Genomic DNA, 12,324 nt, shown 5'->3' on the forward strand with positions numbered 1-12,324 from the left:
CCCATGCGCGCCATCACGATCCCCGAGCCCGGAGACGCCGACAGCCTCGTCCTCGACGAGGTGCCCGACCCCGAGCTGCGGCCGGGGCACGTGGTCATCGACGTCGCGGCCGCGGGCGTCAACCGTGCCGACGTCATGCAGCGCCTCGGCCACTACCCGCCGCCCCCCGGCGCGTCGGAGTACCCCGGCCTCGAGGTGAGCGGCACCGTCGCGGCGCTCGGCGAGGGCGTCGAGGACTGGCAGGTCGGCGACGAGGTGTGCGCCCTCATCGACGGCGGCGGCTACGCCGAGCGCGTCGTGGCCCCGGCCGAGCAGCTGCTGCCCGTGCCGCGTGGCGTCTCGCTCGTCGACGCGGCGGGCCTGCCCGAGGTGACGTGCACCGTCTGGTCCAACGTCTTCCTCGTCGCCAACATCCAGCCGGGCCAGGTGCTCCTCGTCCACGGTGGCAGCTCCGGCATCGGCACGATGGCGATCCAGCTCGCCAAGGCGGTCGGCGCGCACGTCGCCGTCACGGCGGGCAGCCAGGCCAAGCTCGACGTGTGCCGCGACCTCGGCGCCGAGTTCCTCGTCAACTACCGCGAGGAGGACTTCGTCGAGCGCGTCCGTGAGCTGACGAAGGGCCACGGCGCCGACGTCATCCTCGACAACATGGGCGCGAAGTACCTCTCCCGCAACGTCGAGGCCCTCGCCATCAGCGGGCGTCTCGTCACGATCGGCCTCATGGGCGGCCGCAAGGGCGAGCTCGACATGGGCATGCTCCTCGCCAAGCGCGCCGCCGTCATCGCCACCTCGCTGCGGGCCCGCCCCGCGACGGAGAAGGCCGCGATCGTCGCCGCCGTCCGCGAGCACGTCTGGCCCCTCATCGAGTCCGGCGCGGTGCGTCCCGTCATCCACTCGCGCCACCCCCTCGAGCACGCCGCCGAGGCGCACCGCGAGATGGAGGCGTCGAGCCACATCGGCAAGATCCTGCTCACCACCTGAGCGCGCCTCCCCGCCGAATCACCGTGCCGGACGGGACGATCCGGCCGTGTCGGACTCGTCCACTGACGCGCCCTGCCCGACGGGCGTACCGTCGACAGGTGGACCACTTCGCCACGAAGCGGCCCTCCCACCACACGAGTATCGGGAGGTTCTGCAGTGTTCATCCAAGTGATTCAGGGCAAGACCCACGACGCGGACCGGCTCCATGCACGCATGGACGCGTGGCGCGACGAGCTCGAGCCGGGCGCGGACGGCTGGCTCGGCGGCACCTACGGCATCGACGACGACAGCGAGTTCATCGGCGTGGTGCGCTTCGACTCGAAGGAGTCGGCCATGCGCAACAGCCAGCGCCCCGAGCAGGGCGCCTGGTGGGCCGAGACGGAGAAGTGCTTCGACGGCGACGTCACGTTCCACGACTGCGATGACGTGACGATGATGCTCGACGGCGGTTCCGACGACGCGCAGTTCGTCCAGGTGATCCAGGGTCGGATCAGCGACCAGGAGAAGTTCCGGATGATGCGCGACATGCCGATGGACACGCTCCACACCGAGCGCCCGGACATCCTCGGCGGCACCATCGCGGTCGACAAGGACGGCTGGTTCACCCAGACCATGGCGTTCCGCACCGAGGCCGAGGCACGCGAGGGCGAGAAGAAGGAGATGCCGCCCGAGATCACGGAGCAGATGGGCGACATGGACAAGGCCATGAGCGACGTCCGCTACCACGACCTCCACCACCCGTGGTTCGCCACGGCGGGCGCGCACTGACGCCGCGCACCTGAGCACACCCGGGCTCACCCAGGGACCCGTGCGGACGGACGAGGACGCACGGGCCCCGACCCGCCGTGCCCGCGGGTGAGGCAGGATGGAGCGCATGAGCGATGACGCGAGCCGACAGGGCCAGGGCACCGACACCGACACCCCGCGCGACGAGCCGCGCATCGTCGTCGTGACGTCCGACGGCATGGGGGTCGCGAACGCCCAGGGCGACGAGCCCGTCGACGGCCAGCACGGCCAGCCAGGCCGGCCGGAGAGCCGCGAGGAGCGCCGGGAGCGGGAGCGGACCAACCCGGCCGACCTCGTCGAGGAGCCGGCCAAGGTCATGCGCATCGGCTCGATGATCAAGCAGCTGCTCGAGGAGGTGCGCAACGCACCCCTCGACGAGGCCGGGCGCCGTCGACTCGCCGACGTGCACCACCGCTCCATCGAGGAGCTCAAGGACGGGCTCGCGCCCGAGCTCGTCGCCGAGCTCGACCGGATCGCGCTGCCCTTCCGCGACGACTCCCCGACCGACGCCGAGCTGCGCATCGCCCAGGCCCAGCTCGTCGGCTGGCTCGAGGGGCTCTTCCACGGCATCCAGACGGCGCTCGTCGCCCAGCAGATGGCGGCGCAGCAGCAGCTCCAGCAGATGCGCGCCCTGCCGCCCGGCCCGGGCGCCACCTACGGCACGCCCCCCGGCCTGCAGCCCGGCGAGCACCACCCGGGCGAGCCCGGCCCCACCGGCCAGTACCTCTGACCTGTCGGCTGGGTCGGCCGCTCAGAGCCAGCTCGAGCGCTCGCGCTCGGTCGGCACGACGTCCGGGTTCCACTGCGTGAACGGCGCCTCGAGCTTGAACCGGAAGTCCTTCTGCCGCAGCAGCACCACGGGCTGGGCGTTCTCCGGGTTGTCGAGCGACTCGAAGTACTCGACGCTCCAGTGGAACCACCGCATGCAGAAGAGACGCATCGTCAGGCCGTGCGTCACGATGACGACGTTGCGCGGCGCGGCCGGCGTCTCGAAGTTGCGGTGCATCGACTCGAGGAACGTCGACACCCGGTCGTAGACGTCCGACCCGGACTCGCCGTGGCTGAACCGGTAGTAGAAGTGGCCGTAGCGGTCCCGCTCGGCCTTCTGCTCCGCGATGTCGACGGGGTCCTGGAAGTTGGCCCAGTCCTGCTCGCGCAGGCGCGGCTCGACCCGCACGTCGCGCTCCGCCACCGGCAGGGCGAGCGCCTCGAGGGTCTGCCGGGTGCGCACGTAGGGCGACACGTAGGCCTCGACCGACTCCCCGTCGAGCACCTCCCGGATCGCGGCACCCGTGTCGCGAGCCTGCTCGAAACCCTTGGGCGTCAGGCTGATCCGGTGGTCGGGCACCCGCTCGTAGACGGTGTCGTCGAGGTTGCCCTCGGACTCACCGTGCCGCACGAGGATGATCCGGTTCGGTCGGTGCTCGAGGCTCACCGCCTCAGACTACGGTCGCGACCTCGTGCTGCCCCTCGTGCTGTCCCTCGTGCCGCCCACGGGGCGACGAGCAGGACGAGCCACGCGAAGCCGACGACGAAGCTCGCCACGAGGATGACGACCCCGGCCGACCCGCCGAGGACACGCGGCCCGACGGCGAGCAGGACGGCATACGCCATGAGTGCCGTGACGACGACGGCCTTGCGACGAGCCGACCCCATGGCTCCTCCTCGCTGCGATGCGCTGACCACCCCATCGCAGCACCCGCACGTGAACGGGCGGTGCCGTCCGGGTGACACGTCCCGGTCCGGTTAGGGTGAGGCGATGGGACGGGTGGGCGACCTGCTGGCCGGCGACAGCCCCTGGCTGCGCCGGGGCTCGCACGTCCTCAAGTGGCTCGCGGTGCTCGCAGCCTGCTACCTCGGCGGCGTCGCCGCGACGAACCTCGCCCCCACCGTCGCCGAGACGTCGCAGTACCGCGCCGTCCTGCGCCTCGACCCGGTGCCGCGCCACTCCCCCGTGCTCCACGCCCCGACGATCGTCGGCGACGTCGACGTCCAGTTCGCCTCTCCCATCGTCGCGCCGGGCCTCGACGTGCAGGTCGCGGTGCGCGAGGAGATCACCAACCTCTTCACCCGGCCCAACGTCGACATCAGGGCCCTGCAGCCGTCGCCCGACGAGATCTCGTCGGCGATCGCGCAGGCCGCGGTCGGCGTCGGCGTCCGCTTCGTCCTCGGGGCGACGGCCATCGCGGTGCTCCTCGCCCTCGCCTCGCACTACATCCGTCAGCGCAACACCCGCCGCCACCACGTGCTCTTCGTCGCCTCGGCGATGGTCGTAGCGACCGCCGTCACCTTCGGCGGGATCGCCCTGACCTACCAGCCCGGCCGCTTCGCGGAGTACCGCACGAGCGGCGTGCTCGGCGTCGTCCAGCGCAACGCCGGCCTGCTCGCCGACGTCGAGGCGCGCGCCACGCAGGTGACGCCCTACTTCCGCAACCTCCTCGCGGTGACGCAGGCGCTCCAGCAGAAGTACGTCGCCGGCAACGTCAACGAGCCCGTGTCGGCACGCTTCCTCCTCGTCTCCGACATCCACGGCGCGAACCAGTACGCCCTGATGCGCACGATCATCGAGGAGGAGGACGTCGACGCCGTCATCGACAGCGGTGACCTCGTCAACTTCGGCCGCGTCCAGGAGGGTGACGCCGCCGGCCTCTACGCGTCGATCCAGTCGCTCGGCGTGCCCTACATCTTCACGAGCGGCAACCACGACCAGTCGTCGCCGACCGACCGCGCGGTCCTCGCCCGCCTCGCGCGCATCCCGAACGTCGTGCTCCTCGAGGACGCGGCCGGGTCGCTGCGGGAGCTGACCTTCCACGGGCTGCGCATCACCGGCTTCAACGACCCGCGCTACTTCGGCGACGACAACGCCGACCCGACGGCCAAGGCCAAGCCTGCCGCCGACCGCTACAACGCGGCCGTCGCCGACCAGCCGGAGCCCGACATCGTCGTGACGCACGAGCCGTATGCCGCCGAGCAGGTCGAGCGTGGACGCCTCCTCGTCAACGGGCACATGCACACCCCCGCGGTCGAGGGGAACCGGATCCAGGTCGGCACCTTCACCGGCGGCGGCGTCGTCTCGCACTACGCCGAGGGGCCGGGCCAGGAGCTCGACGGGCAGCCGTACTCCTTCGACGTCGCCCAGTTCGGCACGTCGTGCGAGCTGACCTCGCTGACCCGCTACTCGTTCCGCAACCTGCTCGAGGGCCGGCCGGCCTACGACAGCGTGCAGGTCATCAGCGGTGCCCGCATCGACCCGTACCGGCCCGTCGCGTCGACCGTGCAGACGCCGGGCCAGGACCAGCCCGACCCCGCGAAGCGGATCTGCAGCCGGATCGACGAGACGACGGTGCGCTCACTGCCGCTCGCGCCGGACGACCCGGCGTCCTCGGGCACGACGACCCCTGCTGCGCCGACCGCTCCGGCCGGCCTGTCCGTCACCCCTTGAGGTCGGGGAACTGGTCGTCGCGCCACTCGTTCGCGGGCTGCTCGGCGCCGGTCGCCTCGAGGTCGTTCTCGCGGCCGCGCAGCTCGACCCGGCGGATCTTGCCCGAGATCGTCTTGGGCAGCTCGTAGAACTCGATCCGCCGGACCCGCTGCCACGGAGCGAGCTTCTCGCGGGCGTGCGCGAGGATCGAGCGCGCGACGTCCGCGCCGGGCTCGTGGCCCGGAGCGAGGGCGATGTACGCCTTGGGCACGGCCAGGCGCACCGGGTCGGGAGCGGGCACGACGGCGGCCTCGGCGACGGCCGGGTGCTCGATGAGGACCGACTCCACCTCGAACGGGCTGATCTTGTAGTCGCTCGCCTTGAAGACGTCGTCGGTGCGCCCGACGAAGGAGATGTAGCCGTCGGCGTCCACCGAGGCGACGTCGCCCGTGTGGTAGAAACCGCCGGCCATGGCATCGGCGTTGCGCTGCTCGTCGCCCTGGTAGCCGGTCATGAGCGGCACCGGGCGCTGCGACAGGTCGAGGCAGATCTCGCCCTCGCGGTTGCCGTCCGAGTCGGCCTCTGTGACAAGGACGTTCGTGATCGGGTCGACGACGACCACCGGACAGCCGGGCAGGGGCCGTCCCATCGAGCCTGGCTTGACGGTCGAACCGGGCGTGTTGCCGACGGCGGCCGTCATCTCGGTCTGGCCGTAGCCGTCACGGATCGTCAGGCCCCACGCCTTCTCGACCTGCGCGATGACCTCGGGGTTGAGCGGCTCGCCGGCACCGATGACCTCGCGCAGCGACCCCGGGCCGCCCGACAGGTCGCTCTTGATGAGCATCCGCCACACCGTCGGCGGTGCGCAGATCGAGGTGACCTCGTGCGTGCGCAGGACCCGCAGCAGGGCGGCGGGGTCGAACCGGCTGTAGTTGTAGACGAAGGCCGTCGCCTCGGCGGCCCACGGCGCGAAGAAGGACGACCACGCGTGCTTGGCCCAGCCCGGGCTGCTGATGTTGAGGTGCACGTCGCCGGGCTGCAGCCCGATCCAGTACATCGTCGACAGGTGTCCGACCGGGTAGGAGCGCTGGGTGTGCTCGACGAGCTTGGGCCGGCTCGTCGTGCCGGACGTGAAGTAGAGGAGCATCCGGTCGTCGGGCCCCGTACCCGGGTGCTCGGTGGGCGGGACGTCGAGGTCGTACGCCGCCGCGTGGCTCTCCCAGCCGTCCGTGCCGGTCCCAGCGGGGTCGGCGCCACCGACGGCGACGCGGACGTAGTCGCCCGGCACGTTGTCGAGCTTGTGCACCTCGGAGGCGTTGGTGATGACGGCACGGGCGGCGCCCCGCTCCATCCGGTCGACGAGGTCACCGGGACCGACGGCGGTCGTCGTCGGCATGACGACGGCGCCGAGCTTGATGACGGCGAGCATCGACTCCCAGAGCTCGACCTGGTTGCCGAGCATGAGGATGACCGAGTCGCCGCGCCGCACGCCGAGGGCGGCCAGGTGCGCGGCCACCTGGTCCGAGCGGCGGGCCATCTCGTCCCAGGAGTAGGACGCCGACGACTCGTCCTGCTCGACGATCGTCAGGCAGGCGCGGTCGTTGCCGCGGGCCACGGCGTCGAACCAGTCGACGCCCCAGTTCCAGCGGTCCCCGACGTCCGGGAAGGTGAACTCGCGGACGGCTCTGGCGTGGTCGCCGCGCAGGGCGAGGAGCTCGTCACGGGCGGCCCGGTAGGTCGCGGTCACACCGGCTTCGTCGACAGTGGAGGTCATGACCCGACGATGCCACACGCGACCGGGCCGCGGCACGGACCCGTAGCGAGGTCAGAGCGGCTGGTCGCTGCCGTCCCCGAGGTCGCGGGGTCGACGACGCTCCTCGGCTAGCTCGGGTCGGTCGGGCCGCTCGGACCGCTGGCGCGGGGTGGCCGTCGTGTCCTCGCCGTAGCCGTCGTCGCCGGACGCGAAGGCCGGGTCGGAGCCGGGGGCATCGGCCACACCGCGGCCGTGGGAGCGCCGGCGCAGGTCGTCCTCGTCGATGAGGCGGTTGATGAGCTGCTGCACCTCGTTGCTGCGCGGGATGTTCGTGAGGTTCTCGTCGGGGCTGTCGCCGGCCGACTCGATGTGGAGCGAGCCGGCGCCGATGATCCGGTCGACCACGGTCTGCTGGAAGCTCACGTCGGTGATCTTCGAGAGCGTGATGTCCTTGCCGTTCTTCGTCAGGATGCCGCGTCGCACCATGACCCGGTGCGAGGTGATGACGTAGTGGGTCGTGCGCCAGCGCAGGTAGGGCACGAAGACCGCCGGGACGGCGACGAGGACGAAGACCGCCACGGCGACCCACTGGATCCGGTTGCCCGTCTCGTCGTCGGGCGTGACGCCGACGACGGCGATGCACGCTGCGGCCAGCAAGAGGCCGAAGATCGTGGGCACCACGACGGTGAGCCAGTGCGGGTGCAGGTCCCGCTCGACCTTCTCTCCCTTGGCGAGCACGTTCTCCGGGAAGCCCACGGTCATCCTCCTGTCGTCAGGTCCACTCGGACCACGCGTTGTCATTCAGCCTAGGCGGTCAGGCCTCCCCGTCGGCCGGGTCGGACCCCGCGAGGAGCCGCAGACCGTCGGTCCGGGCCCGGCGCGTGGTCTCGCCGAGCCACTCGGTGCCGAGGTAGACGTGGTCGGGCCCGACGAGACCGACGAGGCCCTCGGCCTCCATCTGGTGCAGGACCTGCCGGTTGTCGACGACGAGCTTGAGCACGCCGTCGCGGGACTGGAGCTCCCGCGCGTAGCCGCGGAGCACGTCGATGAGGGTCAGCCCGATCTGGTCGACGCCGCGCAGACGCAGCACGACGACGGCGTGCCGCGACCTCTCGTCGACGCGCGGCAGCAACGCCTGGAACGTCGGGGCGCTGGCGAAGAAGAGGGAGCCGTAGGGCTGGAGCACGAGCACCTCACCACCCGGCACGGTGTCCGGTGGCTCGCCCTGGCGCACCCTCCCCTCGGCGTCGAGGTCGAGGCGGGTGACCCGCACCCGGTTGGACTGCTCGACGACGTGGAGCACGATCGCCAGGGCGACTCCCGCCAGCACGGCGTACTGCACCGGGACGAGCAGCGTCAGGACGAAGGTGAGGACCAGGACGACGGTCTGCACCGTCCCGGTGCGCATCACCGACTGCACCCTCGCGGGCCTCACCGCGCCGGCACCCACGACGATGAGCAGGGCGGCGATGGCCGGCAGCGCCACGAGGGCCACGACGTCGGCGAGCACGAGCACGACGAGCGCCATGACACCACCGGCGAAGCCGAGCGAGACGCGGGTCCGGGCCCCTGCCGTCGCGACGAGCGACGACGCCGACATGGACCCACCGACGGGCATGCCCCGGAAGACGCCGGAGACGACGTTGCCGACCCCCTGTCCGATGAAGTCGCGCGACGCGACGGACGGACTCCCGTCGGGGTTGGGCACGGCGGCGGACACGGCGGCACCCTGCACGAGCCCGATGAAGGCGAGCGACACTGCGGGCAGCGCGAGGTAGGCCACGTCGCCGAGCGACGGCAGCGCCGGTAGCGGGAGTGAGCGAGGGACGGCGGCGATGTCACCCACGACCGCGACGTCGGCGTCGGCGAGCGACCCGAGCAGGACCGCGAGGAACGAGCCGACGGCCATCGCGACCACGAGGCCGAGCGCGCCGAGGCGGGTCCGCTGGAGGCCGACGATGAGCACGAGGGTCACCACCCCGACGAGGAGGGTCATGAGGTCGACCCGCCACGGGTGGAGGAGCAGGTCGAGGGTGCGCATGACCCGGTTGGCGCCGGACGTCTCTGCTCCGGTGAAGTCGCCCAGCTGTCCGAGCACGATGTTGACGCCCACGGCCGTGACGAAGCCGGTCATGACCGAGCTCGGCACGAAGCGCAGCAGCGCCCCGCCGCGCAGCAGGCCGGCCGCGATCATGACGACGCCGGTCAGGACGGCCAGGGTCCAGAGCGCCCGCTCGGGGTCGGGGCGCGATCCGAGGTCGGCGTCGGCGACGACGAGCGACATGGCGCCGGTCGCCTGGACGGCCATGAGCGTGCTGCTCGTGAAGAGCGCGGCACCGACCATGCCGTAGAGGTAGCCGTAGAGGCCTGCGAGCGGGTTGACGCCCGCGAGGACGCCGCTCGCCAGGCCGTCGGGGACGCTCTCGACACCGAGCACGACCCCCGCCTTGAGGTCGGTGCCCCAGGGTCGGCTCCTCAGCCGAGCCAGGGCTCCCCGAGCCGCCCCGCCCGTCACGGTGCCGCCGTCGTCGTCCCCGATCGCGGCGCCCACATCCGGGTCAGCCGCCCAGGATCCGGGCCTTCTGGTGCGCCAGCTCCTCGTCCGTGAGGATGCCCTGCGCGTGCAGAGCCGCGAGGCGCTCGAGCGAGGCGAGCATGTCGTCGGGCGCGGGTGCAGCAGGCGGAGCGGGCGGAGCGGACGGGGGTGGCGGCGCCTGGGCAGCCATGGCCTGGTCGACGGCGGCCTGCGTGGCGGCGGCCTGGGCGGCCGCCTCCTGCTGCTGCCGGTAGGCCTCGGCGTCCGCGGCCTGCTGCGCCTTGGCCTGCTGTCCCTGCTGCATCTTGCCGCTCACCGCGGTGGCGGTGCCGGCGACGACGGCCGTCCGCGCCGCCACCCCCAGCAGTCCCGGCCGGCCCCTGCGTCCCCTCATGACCCCTCCTCGTTCGCCGCGATGGCGCTGAGCGCCAGCTCGATGTCCTCACGCGGCAGCCGCTCCATGACGAGCACCTGGCCGTCCAGCTCGCGCACCTCGGCGGCGATGTCGGCCGCCCACGTGTTCTCCCACGCGATGACGAGGACGGTCGTCCCCGGGTCCATCTCGGCGGCGATCGCGAGCGCGTCCTCCTCGCCGACGAGGTCGGGCATGACCGTCGGGAAGCCGAGCAGATCCGCCGCACCCTCGGGTGACTCGGCGTCGAACATCCGGACGCTGCCGTCGTCGTCCTTGCGGACGAGGAGCACGTCGAGCACGCGTACGGCTCCGCGGTCCACGGCCCGTGCCACCGCGTCGCGTATGCCGTCCTGCCGCAGCTCGCCGCGGAAGCCGATGACGGCCAGGTCCACTGGCCCGATCGGCCCTGTCGTCGCAGTCGACATGGGACTCCTCCCGGTTCGTGGCGGTGTCGTGACCGGCGCCGCTCGTCCTCATGCTCCGGCGTGCGTCCGGGGTGGGCATCACCCCGGCAGGGTGACGCCCCCACGACGCGGCCGGTGCTGCCATGGATGCCATGACCTCGCCGGACGTGACCCAGGCCGTCGTCGACCAGCACCGCGACCTGCTCGGAAGGCTCCCGTTCTCCGACGTCCGCGACAGCGAGGCCGCGGACCGCGGACTCGTGGCGCGGCTGGAGCCCGGTGTGGTCACGAACCCCGACGGCCAGACGGTGTGGGACAACGACAGCTACGCGTTCCTCCGGGGCGACGCGCCCGACAGCGTCAACCCCAGCCTCTGGCGCCAGTCGGGGCTCGTCGCCCGACAAGGGCTGTACGAGGTCGTCCCCGGGCTCTACCAGGTGCGCGGCCTCGACCTCTCGAACATCTCGTTCGTCGAGGGCGAGACGGGGGTCATCGTCATCGACCCGCTCATCAGCGCCGAGACGGCCGCTGCCGCCCTGGCGCTCTACCGCGAGCACCGCGGCGAGAGGCCGGTGACGGCAGTCATCTACACGCACTCCCACGTCGACCACTTCGGCGGGGTCAAGGGCGTCACGACGCAGGAGGACGTCGACGCCGGACGCTGCCAGGTCATCGCGCCCGTCGGACTCGTGGCGCACGCCGTCTCGGAGAACGTCTACGCGGGAGCAGCCATGAGCCGGCGTGCCGGCTACATGTACGGCGCCGCGCTGGAACGGGGAGTGCGGGGACAGGTCGGTGCGGGCCTGGGCCAGACCACGTCCTCAGGTTCGGTGACGCTCATCGTCCCGACCCTGCACATCGGCACGACCGGTGAGGCGCACGTCGTCGACGGCGTGCGGATCGTCTTCCAGATGGCCCCCGGGACCGAGGCCCCGGCGGAGATGCACTTCCACTTCCCCGACCTGCGCGCCCTGTGCATGGCCGAGAACTCCACGCACACGCTGCACAACCTGCTGACCCTGAGGGGCGCACTCGTGCGCGACCCCCATGCCTGGTCGGGCTACCTCACGGAGGCGATCGATCTCTTCGGTGCCGGGACCGACGTCGTGTTCGCCTCGCACCACTGGCCGACGTGGGGCCAGCAGGAGTGCGTCGAGTACCTCTCCCTCCAGCGCGACCTGTACGCCTACCTGCACGACCAGACCCTGCGGATGCTCAACCGGGGCCTGACCGGGAGCGAGATCGCCGAGGAGATCGTCATGCCACCGGCCCTCGAGGCCGCCTGGCACTCGCACGGCTACTACGGCTCCGTGAGTCACAACGTCAAGGCGATCTATCAGCGTTACATGGGCTGGTTCGACGGCAACCCGGCGCACCTCTGGCAGCACCCGCCGGTCGAGGCAGGACGCCGGTACGTCGAGTTCATGGGCGGCGCCGACGAGGTGGTCCGCAAGGCTCAGGGCTCCTACGACTCGGGTGACTTCCGTTGGGCCGCAGAGGTGCTCAGTCACGTCGTCTTCTCCGCCGAGAGCCACGCCGGGGCTCGCGAGCTGCTCGCGGCGACCTTCGACCAGCTGGCGTACGGCTCGGAGAACGGCACGTGGCGCAACTTCTACCTCTCCGGCGCCCACGAGCTGCGGCACGGCAGCTTCGGCACGCCGACCCAGACGGCGGCCCCCGACCTGCTGGCCCAGCTGACGCCGGAGCAGCTCTTCGATGCTCTGGCAGTCCGCGTGGACGGGCCGGCGTCGTGGCACCTGCACCTCACGCTGGACATCGACCTGACGGACGGCGCCCGCTACCGGCTCACCCTGCGCAACGGCGTCCTGACCTACACGGCCGCGCCCCAGCCCGTCGAGGCCGACCTCGCGCTGACACTGCCCCAGGTCGCACTGTGGGACGTGATGTCGGGGACCGACCCGGGCACCATCGACGACGTGGAGACGACTGGAGACGCGGAGGTCCTCAGGGTCCTGCTCGGGGTCCTCGAGGCCCCGGACCCCGACTTCGCGATCGTCACCCCCTGAG

The 12,324-nt window shown here is 71.8% G+C and carries 12 protein-coding genes; 5 read left to right on the plus strand and 7 right to left on the minus strand.

The features are described 5' to 3' along the window. Positions 1–3: 3 nt before the first annotated feature. The 3 genes from ACSSS0_RS07970 (at position 4) to ACSSS0_RS07980 (ending at position 2,497) form a co-directional block, all read left to right on the plus strand. On the plus strand, positions 4–981 hold the full coding sequence (locus tag ACSSS0_RS07970) for an NAD(P)H-quinone oxidoreductase (protein WP_487230690.1): 978 nt from the start codon (positions 4–6) through the stop codon (positions 979–981). Between the two features lie 156 nt (positions 982–1,137). Next, positions 1,138–1,749: a hypothetical protein gene (locus tag ACSSS0_RS07975; RefSeq protein ID WP_487230691.1), complete on the plus strand. Its 612-nt coding sequence runs from the start codon at positions 1,138–1,140 to the stop codon at positions 1,747–1,749. A gap of 106 nt (positions 1,750–1,855) precedes the next feature. Continuing rightward, entirely contained in the window at positions 1,856–2,497 is a 642-nt protein-coding gene (locus tag ACSSS0_RS07980; protein ID WP_487230692.1) for a proteasome activator, read from the plus strand. Positions 2,498–2,518: 21 nt separating this feature from the next. Here the strand turns inward: ACSSS0_RS07980 and ACSSS0_RS07985 are convergent, their stop codons facing one another. Together ACSSS0_RS07985 and ACSSS0_RS07990 are read right to left on the minus strand one after the other, a co-directional pair. After that, on the minus strand, positions 2,519–3,202 hold the full coding sequence (locus ACSSS0_RS07985) for a histidine phosphatase family protein (protein ID WP_435984535.1): 684 nt from the start codon (positions 3,200–3,202) through the stop codon (positions 2,519–2,521). Further along, positions 3,199–3,423, minus strand: coding sequence for a hypothetical protein (locus ACSSS0_RS07990; protein WP_487230693.1), 225 nt, complete (start codon positions 3,421–3,423; stop codon positions 3,199–3,201). Before ACSSS0_RS07990 ends, ACSSS0_RS07985 begins: the two co-directional genes overlap by 4 nt. A gap of 103 nt (positions 3,424–3,526) precedes the next feature. On the opposite strand from ACSSS0_RS07990, the gene ACSSS0_RS07995 reads away from it, so the two are divergent. After that, complete coding sequence (locus ACSSS0_RS07995) at positions 3,527–5,209, plus strand: metallophosphoesterase family protein (RefSeq protein ID WP_487230694.1); 1,683 nt, start codon at positions 3,527–3,529, stop codon at positions 5,207–5,209. Here ACSSS0_RS07995 and ACSSS0_RS08000 read toward each other — a convergent pair. From ACSSS0_RS08000 to ACSSS0_RS08020, 5 genes are read right to left on the minus strand one after another with little or no spacing between them, the layout of a single operon-like run. Continuing rightward, positions 5,199–6,962 (minus strand): AMP-binding protein, encoded by a 1,764-nt coding sequence (locus tag ACSSS0_RS08000; protein WP_487230695.1) that lies wholly within the window; start codon positions 6,960–6,962, stop codon positions 5,199–5,201. The two genes, ACSSS0_RS07995 and ACSSS0_RS08000, sit on opposite strands and share 11 nt — an antisense overlap. A gap of 51 nt (positions 6,963–7,013) precedes the next feature. After that, positions 7,014–7,703 (minus strand): PH domain-containing protein, encoded by a 690-nt coding sequence (locus ACSSS0_RS08005; RefSeq protein ID WP_487230696.1) that lies wholly within the window; start codon positions 7,701–7,703, stop codon positions 7,014–7,016. Positions 7,704–7,755: 52 nt separating this feature from the next. Beyond that, entirely contained in the window at positions 7,756–9,492 is a 1,737-nt protein-coding gene (locus ACSSS0_RS08010) for a SulP family inorganic anion transporter (RefSeq protein ID WP_487230697.1), read from the minus strand. Between the two features lie 7 nt (positions 9,493–9,499). After that, on the minus strand, positions 9,500–9,871 hold the full coding sequence (locus ACSSS0_RS08015; protein WP_487230698.1) for an SHOCT domain-containing protein: 372 nt from the start codon (positions 9,869–9,871) through the stop codon (positions 9,500–9,502). Next, complete coding sequence (locus tag ACSSS0_RS08020) at positions 9,868–10,317, minus strand: DUF6325 family protein (protein ID WP_435984528.1); 450 nt, start codon at positions 10,315–10,317, stop codon at positions 9,868–9,870. Before ACSSS0_RS08020 ends, ACSSS0_RS08015 begins: the two co-directional genes overlap by 4 nt. Positions 10,318–10,448: 131 nt before the next feature. Here ACSSS0_RS08020 and ACSSS0_RS08025 point away from each other — a divergent pair, with 131 nt between their 5' ends. Next, positions 10,449–12,323 carry an alkyl/aryl-sulfatase gene (locus ACSSS0_RS08025; protein ID WP_487230699.1) on the plus strand — a complete coding sequence of 625 codons (1,875 nt, stop codon included), beginning with the start codon at positions 10,449–10,451 and terminating at the stop codon, positions 12,321–12,323. Position 12,324 lies beyond the last annotated feature (1 nt).

Source organism: Terrabacter sp. R4-6, assembly GCF_057529065.1.

Bases quoted from the DNA above. Each gene is read 5' to 3' on its own strand.
- ACSSS0_RS07970 (WP_487230690.1), top strand. From the start codon at position 4: ATGCGCGCCATCACGATCCCCGAGCCCGGAGACGCCGACAGCCTCGTC.
- ACSSS0_RS07980 (WP_487230692.1), top strand. From the start codon at position 1,856: ATGAGCGATGACGCGAGCCGACAGGGCCAGGGCACCGACACCGACACC.
- ACSSS0_RS07990 (WP_487230693.1), bottom strand. From the start codon at position 3,423: ATGGGGTCGGCTCGTCGCAAGGCCGTCGTCGTCACGGCACTCATGGCG.
- ACSSS0_RS07995 (WP_487230694.1), top strand. From the start codon at position 3,527: ATGGGACGGGTGGGCGACCTGCTGGCCGGCGACAGCCCCTGGCTGCGC.
- ACSSS0_RS08000 (WP_487230695.1), bottom strand. From the start codon at position 6,962: ATGACCTCCACTGTCGACGAAGCCGGTGTGACCGCGACCTACCGGGCC.
- ACSSS0_RS08005 (WP_487230696.1), bottom strand. From the start codon at position 7,703: ATGACCGTGGGCTTCCCGGAGAACGTGCTCGCCAAGGGAGAGAAGGTC.
- ACSSS0_RS08015 (WP_487230698.1), bottom strand. From the start codon at position 9,871: ATGAGGGGACGCAGGGGCCGGCCGGGACTGCTGGGGGTGGCGGCGCGG.
- ACSSS0_RS08020 (WP_435984528.1), bottom strand. From the start codon at position 10,317: ATGTCGACTGCGACGACAGGGCCGATCGGGCCAGTGGACCTGGCCGTC.
- ACSSS0_RS08025 (WP_487230699.1), top strand. From the start codon at position 10,449: ATGACCTCGCCGGACGTGACCCAGGCCGTCGTCGACCAGCACCGCGAC.